General features: G+C 50.3%; 5 protein-coding genes and 1 pseudogene. 2 read left to right on the top strand and 4 right to left on the bottom strand.

The genetic code is table 11. From position 1 onward, the window contains the following. Positions 1 to 25 precede the first annotated feature (25 nt). A pseudogene (locus tag ABWH99_RS07385) lies at positions 26 to 13,042 on the bottom strand (MBG domain-containing protein); the annotation flags it as partial. Positions 13,043 to 13,325: 283 nt separating this feature from the next. Between ABWH99_RS07385 and ABWH99_RS07380 the strand changes: the two are divergent. Both ABWH99_RS07380 and ABWH99_RS07375 read left to right on the top strand, forming a co-directional pair. Further along, a complete protein-coding gene (locus tag ABWH99_RS07380) occupies positions 13,326 to 13,592 on the top strand; it encodes a transposase (protein ID WP_375585647.1) in 267 nt (88 codons plus the stop codon). A gap of 5 nt (positions 13,593 to 13,597) precedes the next feature. Next, a complete protein-coding gene (locus ABWH99_RS07375; RefSeq protein WP_375585646.1) occupies positions 13,598 to 14,398 on the top strand; it encodes an IS3 family transposase in 801 nt (266 codons plus the stop codon). Positions 14,399 to 16,639: 2,241 nt separating this feature from the next. On the opposite strand, the gene ABWH99_RS07370 is transcribed toward ABWH99_RS07375, so the two are convergent. The 3 genes from ABWH99_RS07370 to ABWH99_RS07360 are packed head-to-tail and all read right to left on the bottom strand — an operon-like array spanning position 16,640 to position 19,751. Next, on the bottom strand, positions 16,640 to 17,842 hold the full coding sequence (locus ABWH99_RS07370) for a DegT/DnrJ/EryC1/StrS family aminotransferase (RefSeq protein ID WP_375585645.1): 1,203 nt from the start codon (positions 17,840 to 17,842) through the stop codon (positions 16,640 to 16,642). A gap of 12 nt (positions 17,843 to 17,854) precedes the next feature. After that, on the bottom strand, positions 17,855 to 18,985 hold the full coding sequence (locus tag ABWH99_RS07365) for a hypothetical protein (protein ID WP_375585644.1): 1,131 nt from the start codon (positions 18,983 to 18,985) through the stop codon (positions 17,855 to 17,857). Further along, positions 18,975 to 19,751 carry a hypothetical protein gene (locus tag ABWH99_RS07360; RefSeq protein WP_375585643.1) on the bottom strand — a complete coding sequence of 259 codons (777 nt, stop codon included), beginning with the start codon at positions 19,749 to 19,751 and terminating at the stop codon, positions 18,975 to 18,977. The genes ABWH99_RS07365 and ABWH99_RS07360 overlap by 11 nt, the downstream gene beginning before the upstream one ends.

Genomic DNA, 19,751 nt, shown 5'->3' with positions numbered 1-19,751 from the left:
CCAGGTAGCTGGACCCATCCTGCGCGTCTGTCCCCTGCGCCGCTTCCACGTGGTCCGGAACCCCGTCACCATCGCTGTCCAGATAATCCCAGGAATCCATCTTATCCGTGGATTCCAGTATCTCCACATAATCCGGAACTCCATCCCCATCGCTATCCGCTCCCGATTGAATCAGGTCTATCAACTCCTGCAAATCCGCTTCCGAATCGATGCGGTCCGCTGCCGCTACTACCGAATTCAGTAAGCCCAGATCCAAACCGTCTGTCCCGGACATCCCAAGGATACGCAAATCACGTTCTACCAATCCAGGACTGGTCCCGCCAGACTCCTGGTAGTCCCGTATTTTATCCAATAATAATTCCCGCTGCGACTTGGTCACCGTTAATGAAACCGTCAAACTTCCACTGCTGAAATTCGAGGTCGCTTCCTGGATCGCCGTCAATTCGGTAACCCCTTCCGATACCGGAATGATCCGACCGTTCTGCACAATCGCAACGCCTTCATCCCCTACCTCGTAACGGAATACTCCCGGTGAATTACTCTGAGGTACCGGTATCACCAACTCGCTTATATTGATCGGAACACTCACCGCATTCCAACTGATTTGAGGTACCGGTTTCTCATCTACGGATATCTCTGCTTCCGCTGAAATTCCGTACGTATTGCGGTAATCGTATGGAGGAATTAACGCTCCGTTTAGCGGATACGTCCCCGCTGTAAACACATCCAGGCTCGAGGTATCCCAAATCACACCCGCTTTGATTATCGACCCATCGCCCAACTCTACGGAAACGCTGTCCGGCAATCGATCCGCCGCGCCCTCCGTACCCCAGGCAACCGAGATAGAAGGGGCCTCTTCTGCCAATCCGATAATCGATCGGTCCCGTATGTAATCCGGCGTACCGTCCCCATTGCTATCCAGGTAGCTGGACCCATCCTGCGCGTCTGTCCCCTGCGCCGCTTCCACGTGGTCCGGAACCCCGTCACCATCGCTGTCCAGATAATCCCAGGAATCCATCTTATCCGTGGATTCCAGTATCTCCACATAATCCGGAACTCCATCCCCATCGCTATCCGCTCCCGATTGAATCAGGTCTATCAACTCCTGCAAATCCGCTTCCGAATCGATGCGGTCCGCTGCCGCTACTACCGAATTCAGTAAGCCCAGATCCAAACCGTCTGTCCCGGACATCCCAAGGATACGCAAATCACGTTCTACCAATCCAGGACTGGTCCCGCCAGACTCCTGGTAGTCCCGTATTTTATCCAATAATAATTCCCGCTGCGACTTGGTCACCGTTAATGAAACCGTCAAACTTCCACTGCTGAAATTCGAGGTCGCTTCCTGGATCGCCGTCAATTCGGTAACCCCTTCCGATACCGGAATGATCCGACCGTTCTGCACAATCGCAACGCCTTCATCCCCTACCTCGTAACGGAATACTCCCGGTGAATTACTCTGAGGTACCGGTATCACCAATTCGCTTATATTGATCGGAACACTCACCGCATTCCAACTGATTTGAGGTACCGGTTTCTCATCTACGGATATCTCTGCTTCCGCTGAAATTCCGTACGTATTGCGGTAATCGTATGGAGGAACCAAAGAACCCTCCAGAGGATACGTCCCCGCTGTAAACACATCCAGGCCCGAGGTATCCCAAATCACACCCGCTTTGATTATCGACCCATCGCCCAACTCTACGGAAACGCTGTCCGGCAATCGATCCGCCGCGCCCTCCGTACCCCAGGCAACCGAGATAGAAGGGGCCTCTTCTGCCAATCCGATAATCGATCGGTCCCGTATGTAATCCGGCGTACCGTCCCCATTGCTATCCAGGTAGCTGGACCCATCCTGCGCGTCTGTCCCCTGCGCCGCTTCCACGTGGTCCGGAACCCCGTCACCATCGCTGTCCAGATAATCCCAGGAATCCATCTTATCCGTGGATTCCAGTATCTCCACATAATCCGGAACTCCATCCCCATCGCTATCCGCTCCCGATTGAATCAGGTCTATCAACTCCTGCAAATCCGCTTCCGAATCGATGCGGTCCGCTGCCGCTACTACCGAATTCAGTAAGCCCAGATCCAAACCGTCTGTCCCGGACATCCCAAGGATACGCAAATCACGTTCTACCAATCCAGGACTGGTCCCGCCAGACTCCTGGTAGTCCCGTATTTTATCCAATAATAATTCCCGCTGCGACTTGGTCACCGTTAACGAAACCGTCAAACTTCCACTGCTGAAATTCGAGGTCGCCTCCTGAATCGCCGTCAATTCGGTAACCCCTTCCGATACCGGAATGATCCGACCGTTCTGCACAATCGCAACGCCTTCATCCCCTACCTCGTAACGGAATACTCCCGGTGAATTACTCTGAGGTACCGGTATCACCAATTCGCTTATATTGATCGGAACACTCACCGGATTCCAACTGATTTGAGGTACCGGTTTCTCATCTACGGATATCTCTGCTTCCGCTGAAATTCCGTACGTATTGCGGTAATCGTATGGAGGAATTAACGCTCCGTTTAGCGGATACGTCCCCGCTGTAAACACATCCAGACCCGAGGTATCCCAAATCACACCCGCTTTGATTATCGACCCATCGCCCAACTCTACGGAAACGCTGTCCGGCAATCGATCCGCCGCGCCCTCCATACCCCAGGCAACCGAGATAGAAGGGGCCTCTTCTGCCAATCCGATAATCGATCGGTCCCGTATGTAATCCGGCGTACCGTCCCCATTGCTATCCAGGTAGCTGGACCCATCCTGCGCGTCTGTCCCCTGTGCCGCTTCCACATGGTCCGGAACCCCGTCACCATCGCTGTCCAGATAATCCCAGGAATCCATCTTATCCGTGGATTCCAGTATCTCCACATAATCCGGAACTCCATCCCCATCGCTATCCGATCCCGATTGAATCAGGTCTATCAACTCCTGCAAATCCGCTTCCGAATCGATGCGGTCCGCTGCCGCTACTACCGAATTCAGTAAGCCCAGATCCAAACCGTCTGTCCCGGACATCCCAAGGATACGCAAATCACGTTCTACCAATCCAGGACTGGTCCCGCCAGACTCCTGGTAGTCCCGTATTTTATCCAATAATAATTCCCGCTGCGACTTGGTCACCGTTAATGAAACCGTCAAACTTCCACTACTGAAATTCGAGGTCGCTTCCTGGATCGCCGTCAATTCGGTAACCCCTTCCGATACCGGAATGATCCGACCGTTCTGCACAATCGCAACGCCTTCATCCCCTACCTCGTAACGGAATACTCCCGGTGAATTACTCTGAGGTACCGGTATCACCAATTCGCTTATATTGATCGGAACACTCACCGCATTCCAACTGATTTGAGGTACCGGTTTCTCATCTACGGATATCTCTGCTTCCGCTGAAATTCCGTACGTATTGCGGTAATCGTATGGAGGAACCAAAGAACCCTCCAGAGGATACGTCCCCGCTGTAAACACATCCAGGCCCGAGGTATCCCAAATCACACCCGCTTTGATTATCGACCCATCGCCCAACTCTACGGAAACGCTGTCCGGCAATCGATCCGCCGCGCCCTCCGTACCCCAGGCAACCGAGATAGAAGGGGCCTCTTCTGCCAATCCGATAATCGATCGGTCCCGTATGTAATCCGGCGTACCGTCCCCATTGCTATCCAGGTAGCTGGACCCATCCTGCGCGTCTGTCCCCTGCGCCGCTTCCACGTGGTCCGGAACCCCGTCACCATCGCTGTCCAGATAATCCCAGGAATCCATCTTATCCGTGGATTCCAGTATCTCCACATAATCCGGAACTCCATCCCCATCGCTATCCGCTCCCGATTGAATCAGGTCTATCAACTCCTGCAAATCCGCTTCCGAATCGATGCGGTCCGCTGCCGCTACTACCGAATTCAGTAAGCCCAGATCCAAACCGTCTGTCCCGGACATCCCAAGGATACGCAAATCACGTTCTACCAATCCAGGACTGGTCCCGCCAGACTCCTGGTAGTCCCGTATTTTATCCAATAATAATTCCCGCTGCGACTTGGTCACCGTTAATGAAACCGTCAAACTTCCACTACTGAAATTCGAGGTCGCCTCCTGAATCGCCGTCAATTCGGTAACCCCTTCCGATACCGGAATGATCCGACCGTTCTGCACAATCGCAACGCCTTCATCCCCTACCTCGTAACGGAATACTCCCGGTGAATTACTCTGAGGTACCGGTATCACCAATTCGCTTATATTGATCGGAACACTCACCGGATTCCAGGTAATTCGGGGTACCCCAATTTCTACATCAAGTGTACCTGGCGTCCTGCTAATTTGATAATTCTGATCCTCACCACCTTCCACGATAATGGAATAGGTTCCTACAGGTGAGGCCGATTCTGCCAGGGTAAAAACAAATGGTTCCCGATCAATCTTCGTGTCACCGGCAACCAGCCCCTCGTAGCGGAAGGTAAGAGCTGGATTTACCTCACCAAATTTTCTAGTCTTGTTATCAGCGACGATTGCTAAGGGGGCAGGAACAACTTCCAACCTCCCGGTTTCAATGACTATCCGATAATTTGGATCACGTGCAGTTCCATTTTTTACAGAAATCTCATACCTGCCAACGCCAGTGGTCAGCTCAACCGCTGTTTCAAGTGTAGGAGGAACGGCTAACTCAGAATCCTGACCAACGAAGCCTGAATAAGAAAAGGTAAGATCCGGATTGGGGCTACCGTATACTTTTTCCTTATTGTCGATTAAAATCGTGACAGTAGCTGCTTCAACCAAAAACGCTGCACCGGTATATTCCAACCTGTAGTTTCCACCGGCACTTAGGTCGCCCAGGGTCAGCGCATAGCTGCCCACGTCTTCGCCGGATTCCCGGCTCAGGGCTCCTGTAAGTAGCGATTCGTCCTCCCCATTTACAAATCCATTGCTGCTAAAGGTAAAGGTAGGGTCGGCTTGACCGTAGGTTTTGCTTTGGTCGGCCTCAGCGGTAATACTCAGGGTCTGCTGGTTGATGCCAAAATCAGCCGACGTAAAGTCCAGGGCATAGTTGGCACCCGCACTCAGGTCGCCCAGGGTCAGCGCATAGCTGCCCACGTCTTCACCGGGTTCCCGGCTCAAGGCTCCTGTCAAAATCGATTCGTCCTCCCCGTTTACAAAGCCGCTGCTGCTAAAGGTAAAGGTCGGGTCGGCCTGTCCGTAGGTTTTGCTTTGGCCGACATCGGCGGTTATGGTAAGCGTTTGCTGATTGATACCAAAGTCGGCCGGGGTAAAGTCCAGGGCATAGTTGCCTCCGGCACTCAGGTCGCCCAGGGTCAGCGCATAGCTGCCCACGTCTTCGCCGGATTCCCGGCTCAGGGCTCCTGTTAGCAGCGATTCGTCTTCTCCGTTTACAAATCCATTGCTGCTAAAGGTAAAGGTAGGGTCGGCTTGACCGTAGGTTTTGCTTTGGTCGGCCTCAGCGGTAATACTCAGGGTCTGCTGGTTGATGCCAAAATCAGCCGACGTAAAGTCCAGGGCATAGTTGCCTCCGGCACTTAAGTCGCCTAGTGTCAGCGCATAGCTGCCCACGTCTTCACCGGGTTCCCGGCTCAAGGCTCCTGTCAAAATCGATTCGTCCTCCCCGTTTACAAAGCCGCTGCTGCTAAAGGTAAAGGTCGGGTCGGCCTGTCCGTAGGTTTTGCTTTGGCCGACATCGGCGGTTATGGTAAGCGTTTGCTGATTGATACCAAAGTCGGCCGGGGTAAAGTCCAGGGCATAGTTGCCTCCGGCACTCAGGTCGCCTATTGTCAGGGCATAACTACCCACGTCTTCGCCGGATTCTCGACTTAAGGCTCCGGTCAGTAGCGATTCGTCTTCTCCGTTTACAAAGCCATTGCTGCTAAAGGTAAAGGTAGGATCGACCTGTCCGTAGGTTTTGCTTTGGCCGGCATCGGCGGTAATACTCAGCGTTTGTTGGTTGATGCCAAAATCAGCCGACGTAAAGTCCAGGGCATAGTTGCCGCCGGCACTCAGGTCGCCTACTGTCAGCGCATAGCTGCCCACGACTTCGCCGGATTCCCGGCTCAAGGCTCCTGTAAGCAGTGACTCTTCCTCCCCGTTTACAAAGCCATTGCTGCTAAAGGTAAAGGTCGGGTCGACCTGTCCGTAGGTTTTGCTTTGGCCGGCATCGGCGGTAATACTCAGCGTTTGCTGGTTGATGCCAAAATCAGCCGACGTAAAGTCCAGGGCATAGTTTCCACCGGCACTCAGGTCGCCTACTGTCAGCGCATAGCTGCCCACGTCTTCGCCGGATTCGCGGCTGAGGGCTCCTGTAAGCAGTGACTCGTCTTCTCCGTTTACAAATCCATTGCTGCTAAAAGTAAAGGTAGGATCGGCCTGTCCGTAGGTTTTGCTTTGGCCGGCCTCGGCGGTAATGTTAAGCGTTTGCTGATTGATACCAAAGTCGGCCGGGGTAAAGTCCAGCGTATAGTTGCCGCCCGCACTCAGGTCGCCTATTGTCAGGGCATAACTACCCACGTCTTCGCCGGATTCTCGACTTAAGGCTCCGGTCAAAATTGACTCGTCTTCTCCGTTAACAAATCCGCTGCTGCTAAAGGTAAAGATTGGGTCGGTTTGTCCATAGGTTTTGCTTTGCCCGGCATCGGCAGTAATACTCAGCGTTTGCTGATTGATGGCAAAGTTAGCCGGGGTAAAGTCCAGGGCGTAGTTGCCTCCGGCACTCAGATCGCCCAGGGTCAATGCATAGCTGCCTACATCGTCTCCCGGTTCCCGGCTCAAGGCTCCGGTCAACATCGATTCGTCTTCCCCATTGACAAATCCATTGCTGCTAAAGGTAAAAGTAGGGTCGGCCTGTCCGTAGGTTTTGCTTTGGCCGGCATCGGCGGTTATACTCAGCGTTTGCTGGTTGATGCCAAAATCAGCCGACGTAAAGTCCAGGGCATAGTTGCCGCCGGCACTCAGGTCGCCTACTGTCAGCGCATAGCTGCCCACGACTTCGCCGGATTCCCGGCTCAAGGCTCCTGTAAGCAGTGACTCTTCCTCCCCGTTTACAAAGCCGCTGCTGCTAAAAGTAAAGGTAGGATCATCCTGTCCGTAGGTTTTGCTTTGGCCGGCATCGGCGGTAATACTCAGCGTTTGCTGGTTGATGCCAAAATCAGCCGACGTAAAGTCCAGGGCATAGTTTCCACCGGCACTCAGGTCGCCTACTGTCAGCGCATAGCTGCCCACGTCTTCGCCGGATTCGCGGCTGAGGGCTCCTGTAAGCAGTGACTCGTCTTCTCCGTTTATAAAGCCACTGCTGCTAAAAGTAAAGGTAGGATCGGCCTGTCCGTAGGTTTTGCTTTGGCCGGCCTCGGCGGTAATGTTAAGCGTTTGCTGATTGATACCAAAGTCGGCCGGGGTAAAGTCCAGCGTATAGTTGGCGCCAGCGCTCAGGTCGCCTATTGTCAGCGCATAGCTACCCACGTCTTCACCGGATTCCCGGCTCAAGGCTCCGGTCAAAATCGATTCGTCCTCCCCGTTTACAAAGCCGCTGCTGCTAAAAGTAAAGGTAGGATCGGCCTGTCCGTAGGTTTTGCTTTGGTCGGCATCGGCGGTTATACTCAGCGTTTGTTGGTTGATGCCAAAATCAGCCGACGTAAAGTCCAGGGCATAATTGCCGCCGGCACTCAGGTCGCCTATTGTCAGCGCATAGCTGCCCACGTCTTCACCGGGTTCCCGGCTCAAGGCTCCTGTCAAAATCGATTCGTCCTCCCCGTTTACAAAGCCGCTGCTGCTAAAGGTAAAGGTCGGGTCGGCCTGTCCGTAGATTTTGCTTTGGCCGGCATCTGCGGTTATGGTAAGCGTTTGCTGATTGATACCAAAGTCGGCCGGGGTAAAGTCCAGGGCATAGTTGCCTCCGGCACTCAGGTCGCCTATTGTCAGGGCATAACTACCCACGTCTTCGCCGGATTCTCGACTTAAGGCTCCGGTCAGTAGCGATTCGTCTTCTCCGTTTACAAAGCCATTGCTGCTAAAGGTAAAGGTAGGATCGACCTGTCCGTAGGTTTTGCTTTGGCCGGCATCGGCGGTAATACTCAGCGTTTGCTGGTTGATGCCAAAATCAGCCGACGTAAAGTCCAGCGTATAGTTTCCACCGGCACTTAGGTCTCCTTTTGTCAGGGCGTAGTTGCCCACGTCTTCGCCGGATTCTCGACTTAAGGCTCCGGTCAGTAGCGATTCGTCTTCTCCGTTAACAAAGCCGCTGCTGCTAAAGGTAAAGGTTGGGTCGGCTTGTCCGTAGGTTTTGCTTTGGCCGACATCGGCGGTTATGGTAAGCGTTTGCTGGTTGATGCCAAAATCAGCCGACGTAAAGTCCAGCGTATAGTTTCCACCGGCACTTAGGTCTCCTTTTGTCAGGGCGTAGTTGCCCACGTCTTCGCCGGATTCTCGACTTAAGGCTCCGGTCAGTAGCGATTCGTCTTCTCCGTTAACAAAGCCGCTGCTGCTAAAGGTAAAGGTCGGGTCGGCTTGTCCGTAGGTTTTGCTTTGGCCGGCCTCGGTGGTTATACTCAGCGTTTGCTGATTGATGCCAAAATCAGCCGACGTAAAGTCCAGCGTATAGTTGTCGCCCGCACTCAGGTCGCCCAGGGTCAGCGCATAGCTGCCCACGTCTTCACCGGATTCCCGGCTCAAGGCTCCGGTCAAAATCGATTCGTCCTCCCCGTTTACAAAGCCATTGCTGCTAAAAGTAAAGGTCGGGTCGACCTGTCCATAGGTTTTGCTTTGGCCAACCTCAGCAGTAATACTCAGCGTTTGCTGATTGATGCCAAAGGCCGCCGGAGTAAAGTCCAGGGCATAGTTGGCACCGGCAGTGAGGTCGCCCAGGGTGAGCGCATAGCTACCCACGTCTTCACCGGATTCCCGGCTCAAGGCTCCGGTCAAAATCGATTCGTCCTCCCCGTTTACAAAGCCATTGCTGCTAAAAGTAAAGGTCGGGTCGACCTGTCCATAGGTTTTGCTTTGGCCAACCTCAGCAGTAATACTCAGCGTTTGCTGATTGATGCCAAAGGCCGCCGGAGTAAAGTCCAGGGCATAGTTGGCACCGGCAGTGAGGTCGCCCAGGGTGAGCGCATAGCTACCCACGTCTTCGCCGGGTTCCCGGCTAAGGGCTCCGGTGAAAATCGATTCATCTTCCCCGTTTACAAATCCATTGCTGCTAAAGGTAAAAGTAGGGTCGGCCTGACCATAGGTTTTGCTTTGGCCGACATCGGCAGTAATGTCAAGCGTTTGCTGATTGATGCCAAAGTCGGCCGGGGTAAAGTCCAGCGTATAGTTGGCGCCAGCGCTCAGGTCGCCTATTGTCAGCGCATAGCTACCCACGTCTTCACCGGATTCCCGGCTCAAGGCTCCGGTCAAAATCGATTCGTCCTCCCCGTTTACAAAGCCGCTGCTGCTAAAAGTAAAGGTAGGATCGGCCTGTCCGTAGGTTTTGCTTTGGTCGGCATCGGCGGTTATACTCAGCGTTTGTTGGTTGATGCCAAAATCAGCCGACGTAAAGTCCAGGGCATAATTGCCGCCGGCACTCAGGTCGCCTATTGTCAGCGCATAGCTGCCCACGTCTTCACCGGATTCCCGGCTGAGGGCTCCGGTCAAAATTGACTCGTCTTCTCCGTTAACAAATCCGCTGCTGCTAAAGGTAAAGGTAGGATCGGCCTGTCCGTAGGTTTTGCTTTGGCCGGCATCGGCGGTAATACTCAGGGTCTGTTGATTGATGCCAAAATCAGCCGACGTGAAGTCCAGGGCATAGTTGGCACCCGCACTCAGGTCGCCTATTGTCAGCGCATAGCTGCCCACGTCTTCACCGGGTTCCCGGCTCAAGGCTCCGGTCAAAATCGATTCGTCCTCCCCGTTTACAAAGCCATTGCTGCTAAAGGTAAAGGTCGGGTCGGCCTGTCCGTAGGTTTTGCTTTGGCCGGCATCGGCGGTAATACTCAGGGTCTGTTGATTGATGCCAAAATCAGCCGACGTGAAGTCCAGGGCATAGTTGGCACCCGCACTCAGGTCGCCTATTGTCAGCGCATAGCTGCCCACGTCTTCACCGGGTTCCCGGCTCAAGGCTCCGGTCAAAATCGATTCGTCCTCCCCGTTTACAAAGCCATTGCTGCTAAAGGTAAAGGTCGGGTCGGCCTGTCCATAGGTTTTGCTTTGGCCAACCTCGGCGGTAATACTCAGCGTTTGCTGGTCGATGCCAAAATCAGCCGACGTAAAGTCCAGGGCATAGTTGCTGCCGGCACTTAGGTCGCCTATTGTCAGCGCATAGCTGCCCACGTCTTCACCGGATTCCCGGCTGAGGGCTCCTGTTAGCAGCGATTCGTCTTCTCCGTTTACAAAGCCGCTGCTGCTAAAGGTAAAGGTAGGATCGGCCTGTCCGTAGGTTTTGCTTTGGGCGGCCTCAGCGGTAATACTCAGCGTTTGCTGGTTGATGCCAAAATCAGCCGAGGTAAAGTCCAGGGCATAGTTGCCGCCGGCACTTAGGTCTCCTATTGTCAGCGCATAGCTGCCCACGTCTTCGCCGGATTCCCGGCTGAGGGCTCCGGTCAAAATCGATTCGTCCTCCCCGTTTACAAAGCCGCTGCTGCTAAAAGTAAAGGTAGGATCATCCTGTCCGTAGGTTTTGCTTTGGCCGGCCTCGGCGGTTACCACAAGGAGTTTCGGATTGATAGTGAATGTATTTTCCTGATACGCTATTTCGTATCTAGGATCCAATCCTGTACCAGGTTCACGTAAAATTGCATACTCACCCACGGCCGTACCCAAACCTGCAGTCGTAGTAAGCTGGGGAGGAATTTCCAGAGCGGAATCCGTACCCCGGAAACCACTGTATTCCACTACGAATTCGGGGTTTTCTTCGCCATAGATTTTTTCTGTTGCAACCGCCTTTACAACAAGAGATGCTCGCAATACCCGAAGCCGACCATTTGATCCAAAATCAATCGCATAATTCGGATGCTCACCTCCTGCGATTGGAAAAATGGGAAAATCAGTGGGCGGATCAAACTGTGTACGATTGGTTCCAAATTGGAACGCCAAGCTGTTCCGATCTTCTTCCTTAACCAATCCATCCAAAATCGTATAGGTAAACTGGGGATTAGCATCCCCATAAAAAACCGTCTTCCAGTCAATCAAAACAGAAAGTGAAGCTTTACCCACGACCAACTCAAAGGAAATTTCGGTAGCCGCCTGGGTGGTAGCATCCCCCGGTTGTGAGGCTGTGATGGTGGTACTACCTGCTGCTAAAATTCTGGCTCGATTGCCCTCGATGGATACGATACCCTCATTAGCAGCCGTGTAGGTAACTGGTAAACCCGCGGAGGTCAATGCTGGACCCAGATCAAATTCGGCATCCCCATACACTTTATTTACTAAGGCCGGATCCAATTCAATTTCCTGGCCCCGTTGATTTACGATTGTCCAGTAGGTGGCCGTTCGATCGAAACCCAAAAAGCCATTTCCTGATAGATCCGTAACCAAGGCCGGACTGCTACTCTGCAAGGAAACACGAGCCCCGAGTGGCCATTCTGTTTTCGGCGACACATACAATGTTTGCTGGTCTCCGGAAAGGGCGACCTCTGCGTCTACACTCGTGTACGTTGCAAAAGGCACGGGCTCGTCTTCCCTGTAAAACGCAAGCTGTCCTTCGTTATTCAGACGAATTTGTTCGTCAAAGGTAAATGCCAATCGGGCATCTGTCTCTATAGCTAGGCTTTGTACCAAAGGTGAAATGCTGGAAAGCATCGGAGGCACGGTATCCACCACTTCGAGCGTAAAAGAAAAAGGGGCCGAGGTTCCGTACGCATTGCGCGCCTGTAGTTCAATTTCATGCAGGCCAATATCTGATTTTAGGGGAGTGCCCCGAATAAAATCAAAGGGAATACGCTTGGCTACAAAATTTTGGCCAAATACGGTGAACAGTTCGCCTTGCGCACCCAAGGCAAAATCCGATGCATTGAAATTGAACGTGCTTTTCTCCGTGGATACCAATTGAAACCTATTGTCGAATTTCTGAACAAAGGACGGATTTGCTCCCACCTGTGGATAGTACACAAAAAAACTGCCTTGACTTCCAAATTTAATTAACGCAGCGTCCAAACCTGTAGGATCTATAATGGTTTCTGCCGGACTTTGTATGCCCGCCCACCGAAGGATACCCTGACCGGGTACTGCCAGGTACAAATATCCATCCCAGCCAATATCCATGGAACTGACCCGAGAAAAAGGAAACGATTCCCTCACGACTTGTTCCGTGATCAGGTCAAAGATAAACAGAGCGTTTGCTCCTGCCACGTACAATTTGTCATCAGCATACACCTGAGCGAATAATTCAATACCACTGATGGGTGCTGTCCTCAACGCTGCATCTGGATTTGTTAAATCAACGATAGTGAGACGGTAATTCTCCAAAACGTACAACCGATCACCTACCGCCAAGATATCCAGTATCGATCCAAATCCATTTTTAATATTCTCCCTGTATATGGATAATTCTCGCTCTGGGGATAATGTATACAACTTATCTCCGTCTTTATCGGCCAAAAGCAGACCATCTTCCTGACTCGCGATCATGTCAAACGTAGCGACCCCTTCCGATTGAAAATATACAGACCCAGCGGCGTCACCGCCCTCTGTTAAATCCAGCCAGTCCGGACCCCTCAATAGCTCGAACCGTACTGACTCCAGCTTGTCGGCGAAGTCGCTTCGAAGTGGTAATTCAAACTCCTCCCCGTAATGAAGGCGAGGTTCGGGAGCCGGAAAGATTATTTTTGGAGGCCCGTTGACGATTACCCGCTGACTACTTTCCGCAAAGGTTAGCTCCCCCCGGATCTGGACACGCACCTTTCCTGTCAGCGCATTTGGAGTGATACGGGCGATAAGTACAGAATCGGAAACGAAATCCTCCACGAATAGTTCGGTTCCCGACAGGTAAACGCGTGTTTCGTTTCGGACAAAACCCAACCCCGTGATCGTAATCGACTGACCCGGGTCTACTTTCAACGGATCCACGCTGGTAATGCTCAATTCAGGTATTTGAGCGAACAAGTTAAAAGCAGGTATGATTAAAAAACTAGCTAACAAAAACGATCTTAAGACTCTATCATGCAAATTGAGCGAGAAGTTACTCTAGATTTTCAATGGTAACAATGCGTGATCAAACAATAAGTAAATCACCTGCATTTTTAGTAAATTAAATGCATTTGTAGGATTTGAATAGATCCGACTCTACAAGAAATGGTACTAGGCTGCTTTTTTTGAACAGGTTAAAACTAGAATTTTTAACTTAGTGATTATGAAAAAGAGCAAATTTAGCGAAGAGCAGGTCATCAAGATCCTCAAACTGCAAGAGGACGGCCACAAAGTAGAAGATATATGCCGGAAGTACGGCATCAGTTCTGCGACGTTTTACAGCTGGCGGAATAAATATTCGGGCATGGATGTGCAAGAACTTCGTCGTCTCAGAAGCCTGGAGGAAGAAAACAGTCGCTTGAAGAGAATAGTGGCCAACCAAAGTCTGGAGATTGACATGATCAAAGATCTTTTGTCAAAAAAGCCCTGACGCCCGTGCAAAAGCAGGAACAGGTGACCTACCTTGAAGATACCTACAAGGTGTCCCATGCATGGGCGTGCAGCGTCGTATCGGTATCCAGAACCACAAAGTATTACCAGAAGAAAATGCCAGCAAAAGATGCCCAGATCAAAACGATGATTGAGCAGGTGATAGGCTGTAGCCGAAAAGGCAGAAACAAGGTGATCTGCCTGGTGCAGAAAAAGTATCCTCACATTAGTGGTAGCAAGATCAGGCGCGTGTACGAGCAAGAGGGATTTAGCCTGCACAGGCGTCTGAAACGCAGGATCAAGAATCAGCCCGCCAATCCGATTGAGATTCCATTAGTGGCCAACCAAGAGTGGGCAATGGACTTTATGTCTGACACGTTGGAAAACGGGAGAAAATTCAGGACGCTGAACGTGGTGGATCATTTCAACCGTGCCTGCATGGGGATTGCGGTGGCACACAGCCTGCCGTCTGTACGTGTAATCGAATACCTGGAGCGTATGATTGAATTTCAGGGCAAGCCCAGGCGTATCCGAACCGACAACGGTCCTGAATTCAGAAGCAAGAAGTTTCAGGCATGGATGAGCGACCAGCAGATAACGTGGTCGCCAATCCAGAAAGGAAAACCCCAGCAGAACGGAATCGTAGAGCGGTTCAATAGAACCTTCCGGGAAGATGTGCTTGATGCTTACCTATTCAGTTCCGTTGCGCATGCTCAAGACCTAGCCGATACATGGAAACAAGATTACAACAATCAGAGACCCCACCAGTCACTGGGATACCAAACCCCTTCTGAATATGCGGCGTAAGGTTTTCCAAAGGAATAAAACTCCCAAAACAGGGAGACAAAAAGGCTGCCCACTGGACAGCCTTGGAACCCGTTTCGGTCGGCCAGCCCTATCCCTGGTGGGTTGCTCCTCAGCAGCGCCCACTTCCGTTTCGGACCGGCATGGCAAAATTCAAAACAAAAACCTACATTTACAACCTGTCAAAATTCCCAGCCATATACCAAATCACTACACACAATTGGTCCTCGATGCCCGGATAAACAGCGAATTACTTTTGCAACTATATCTTAGCAGATGTCAGGAATCCACACTCGATAGTGAGGTAACTATCGGAGTAGGATGGGTTTTAGACGTGTACAAATTGCCACCAGTTGAATACTTTTTGCAGTTATTTTGCTTGCAGAAAACGGTTTGGCTATTAGCGGCTTCTTGAAGGACATTACTTGTAAGTGGGTTACGTACTCACAAATCCCCGATGGTACATTTCTTACATTATTCCCTGAAATCACACCGATTAGGTAAACCGTTACTTACGTGCCGTCCAAACCTAAAGTGCTGCGGCACTCAGGCATATCGATTTTTGGCAAATTAAGCCATCCCCTCCAGGCAGTTTTTAATAAGAGGCAGTGGCGACTTGAAACCAGCTGCTGCAACCCTCCCTAATTTATCCGCTGACATTATCTTTTGACCTCTCAAAACTTACAAAGAAACAATAGTGTATAATTTAAATTAATCTTGAATTAGTGAAAATTCCATAGAGAAAACAGGAGCCACCTACTGTTTTTCCCCGGTGGGGTATCCTACGAGCCATTAGAGCCGCAAAAAGAATGGTAACACCTTGGGGGAAATGAGGTTCTTTTACGCGATGAGTCCGGAAAATAAAAGGGATAACGTGTCGCTTGGAAGGTTGGAAGCCACATAAGCATCTGATTAATAACGTAATGACCAAGGAAATCATGTAAATCGACACAATGCAAATTATCGAAAAAGATCCGACACTCATGCAAAAGCAAGAACGGATGGTTCACGGATTCCTCCAAAATAAGGTTACCACCATTCTCCGCCAATGTACACGAGCCCTTTTTCCTGACCTAAAGCCTGGGAAAAATAGGGTAAGAAACAACATTCAAGGACTTTCACACCTATGCCAACTGGTATACCTAGCGCAACAATCACCATACAATAAAAAAAGTTAAAAAAAATTCATGCAATCAGTTATGCCAATACGACCCCTTGCCGGTAAAAAAGGTCTTTTTGCTAAGTATCATATTCAAAAAATGAAAATCCATCCATCCAATGAACCTTTTGTCTGTTTAACAACCAATTTTTCTTACTTTCCAACAGAAAAATTTTTCTTCGAAGAAACTGAATGGCATATGTTTTTTTACAAAGCAGTGCAATTGGTATACAACTAACTCTCTAACCCTTGGATGTACGTAAAAATCTGACTAACTATAGATGGTCCAGGGGTAAAATCTGCGTCCGAGCTTAGCTAACGGGGTACATAAGCAAATTTCATTGATTTGACGATCACATGTAGGATCGACTGTGGATAACAGTGGAGTACGATGGAATCAGAGGCGGAAGGTAGGATAAAATGAAAAGAAAAAAGGGTAGGTGATTGCAGGAATTTTTGATGGTTTCCGACTAATTTCTCCCTACGCTACAATTGCTTTACCTAAAAATTAAAGTCCAGAGACCACTGAAAATAAATCTTAAAACGAATAAAAGTCAAGCTGTATTTTTTAAACTAACCTATGCTGTCAGAATCCTCCTGCCATTCGGCAGGAGGGTTTTAGTTTTCATCGGAACGCTATAACCAGTTTATTTTCATTTTTCCGGCGTTACCGTGATTATTTTAATTAGGATAAATCTGGCTAGTGTTAGACGAAATCAAGCACTGTTTCCTACCGGTAATGCCACTGAAATTTACCTGAAAGCGAGTAGGACCGTCTGTAACTTTCTGCCAATGCCGCTTGATTCGCTGTTTGGAAGAGCCGCATTTTCGATCAACGAAAGTGGCTCAGTACCTCTCCCGCTACAATACGCCAGGTACCTTACTAACCTCTTCGCCAACCGTGTACTGCTTCAACCATTTTAACAAAAAACCCCCGTAAATGAACGAGAAAAAGTCCACTTAAAGGGGCCATCTATCAACCAAATTTACCTTGAAGAAATCAATCGATTTACTTTTTTTCTTATTCTACCAACACACCTACAGTCCAAGGACCGACATTCGGATATGATACCGGACAATAAGCCTCATGCCTTGTGCTTGGCCAAAAAATCCCGTAAAAGCAGGATAACGAGAGCAATATCCTCACGCGAAAGATTGCTTCCACTGGGTAGACAGATCCCATGACCAAACAAAAATTCACCGAATCCATCTCCGAAATATGGATAGTCCCTGTACAAGGGCTGCAAATGAATCGGCTTCCAAAGCGGTCTACATTCAATGTTATGTTCCGAAAAATAAGCAACAAGGTCAGGTATCCGCAAGGTCGGATACCAATTGGCATCAAACACAAGCGTGGTGAGCCAGCGGTTCGAAAAATACCCTTCCGGTTCCATTGGAAAGAAAATACCGGGTAGATCTTCCAGTTCCCTCCGATACCGAAAGAAATTATTTCTCCGCTTAGCAATAAATCGATCCAACATTTCCATTTGCCCAATACCAATACCAGCCAGGACATTGCTGAATCGGTAATTGTACCCGAGCATGCTGTGTTCGTAATGTATTTCAGGATCCCGGGCCTGAGACGACAGGAAGAGTCCATTTTCAATGTGCCGGGGATCACCGGATACCAGCGCACCTCCCCCACTCGTCGTAATAATTTTATTCCCATTAAAGGAAAAAATACCCATTTCTCCAAAGGTCCCGCATTTCCTCCCCCGAACCTCGGACCCAAGCGCCTCGGCTGCGTCTTCCAGAACCGGAATACCGTAGCGATCCGCTATATCCATAATCCGATCCATCTTCGCCGGCATCCCGTACAGATGCACCGGAACGATCGCCTTGGGCAACTGTGGCGGTCGATTTTTGAAAAAACCCAGACCTGAAAATTCGTGTAGCGTTCCATCCAGGCAAGCCTTGATTGCCCGCTCCAACTGATCCGGGTCCATGTTCCAGGTATCCCTTTCACTATCGATGAATACCGGATGTGCCCATTGGTACAAAATGGGATTAACGGTCGCAACAAAGGTAAAGGACTGACACAGCACCAAATCATCATTAGCAACCCCCAACATACGCAACCCAAGATGTAGCGCTGCGGTACCCGAAGCTGTTGTCAAGGCTCCGGAAATGGAAAGGTACTGACGCAGTTTTCCTTCAAACCGATCAACATTTGTACCCAGGGGCGCGATGTAGTTTTCGCTAAATGCATTTTGCACATGTTTCATCTCCGTACCCCCCATATGTGGAGAGGAGAGAAATATTCGTTTGGTCTTGGTCGATACGTTCATAAAATTCATCAATTAAAATGCAGAGGATATTTGACCGGCAATAAATTCGGAATGATAGGGACGCAGGAAATCTTTCAATCGAGTGGTCCCCGTCCGGTAGCGCCGCCCCACTACGTCTTCGTTATTGTGCCCGTATTCCCACCGGAAGTCTTCATTTGTGCGAATTTCTATCCCTTTTGTGCGCAGAATCTTTCCGGGAAACAGTGAAAAAGCAAGATTGAACCCTGCATTCGTCCCGTTCTCCGTCCTTGCAACAAATAGGCCTACATCTATATTTCCATACTGCCTAACCAAATCCAGGCGTAGACCGCGGTCTAAAAACAAAAACTGCCCGGCGCTCAACCCAAACGAGCTAGACAGGGACGGAAAAAAATATTCCAGGTCGACCAGTGCGTACAGGTCATTCATGGAACGGGTATACAGACCCTCCGGTGGAAAGAAATAAAACCCGGTAATCCCTGCCTCCAAGCCATAACTAAGGCGATTGGTAAAATCAAATTTACGGTACTGTAGGTCCAACCCGTAGCGGTCATAAAAGAAGGTCCCCGCCGAAATAAAGACAAAATGTCCTGCGGCCATCCTGCCAAAGTATTGAAGTTGCGTAGGTCCCGGACGCACGTTATTGGACTGGCTATCCAGGTTATTGGCGATTGGCAACACGACTCCGGAATAAAGCGCGAGTCCATGTCCCAAAAAGATTTTGGTGTCCAAAAGTACGTTTACTTTGGCCTGAACCGGATTGTTGAAATTCCCGAAACGGGCCTGAATATCCGGTGAAAATCGAACATGAATCCGGTAACCCGAAACATCCCCTGCTGAGCGATTTCCAGAAATAAAAGCAGGCAGGGTGGATTGGAATTTCCTGCCGTTTACATCGAAGGTTCCAAGCGGTACGTTGTGGTAACGCGGCACTACCTGCAGAGAAGCCACAGAAGAAACATCCAGCGATTGAACCAGGTACAGCATCCCATGGGCCGGATTCCGGAAATTACGGTGCTCGTATCCAACCCAAGCCGAATCCTCATTAGCGAAATACCGAATTTGTTCAAATCCATGCGCAAAGGCACGTTCCGTTTGTACCTGAGGAAACCCATCTACCCAACCAAAAAACAATATCCAGCAAAAAGCAACCCTAATTCTCATAACGCCGCATTTCTCTGGGTTTAAATCCAAGGGGAAAAGACACTGCCATCTGAAACCCCAAAGACTGAAGCTCCAACCAATTTATCTTAAGGCTTATCTTATCCTCGTACAAATAAAAGAAGGATAAATGGGTACTGCTCCCGTGTATTTCCGCTTGCAGTCCCAGTGCAGGAATGGGTCGATAGGTCAACCCGGCGAAGCCACCGCTCAGGTACCGGACGCCAAACTCCTTTTTGCGTACGTATTTCCCTCCATATAAGAAAAAAGGGGAGGCATAGCCCACGGAAAGGGAGAGACTACCGGAGCCAAGTGCCATGGACTTCCCTACTACCAAGAGATCCTGAGACAGGAAGGAAGACTGACCTAGGGGAGCCGTTACAGTCAGCATCAACGAGGGGAGCCACCCACCTTTCTCCTTCACCACCAACCAACTCAGGTCCAGGTGACGATCCCCTATCCCTACCCTGTCAGCAAGTTCGGGCAAATAGGTGAGGTTAAAATTTAAGAACAAGCGATCGTTCAACGGTAGAAAGCCACTGACCATCACCTCATCCGAATATTCCGAAATAAAGAAATTAACCGATTGATCAGCCGGCGTAAACGTGACGGTACTCACAAACCGGCTGTCATCCGTAACAAAGGGATGCGGACTGTGTACGAGCCCGGGCTTACCCGTTAGGTTGTTCTGAGAAAAGGCGGGTGCGCAAAACAGGCAAAGTATAGATGCAGCCAGCCAAGCATTGCCCCGAATCGCGCAACCCGGCAT

Source organism: Cyclobacterium xiamenense (assembly GCF_042140265.1).
In the GTDB taxonomy this organism is placed as follows: Bacteria; Bacteroidota; Bacteroidia; order Cytophagales; family Cyclobacteriaceae; genus Cyclobacterium; species Cyclobacterium xiamenense_A.
This window is presented reverse-complemented; position numbering and strand designations above follow the sequence as displayed.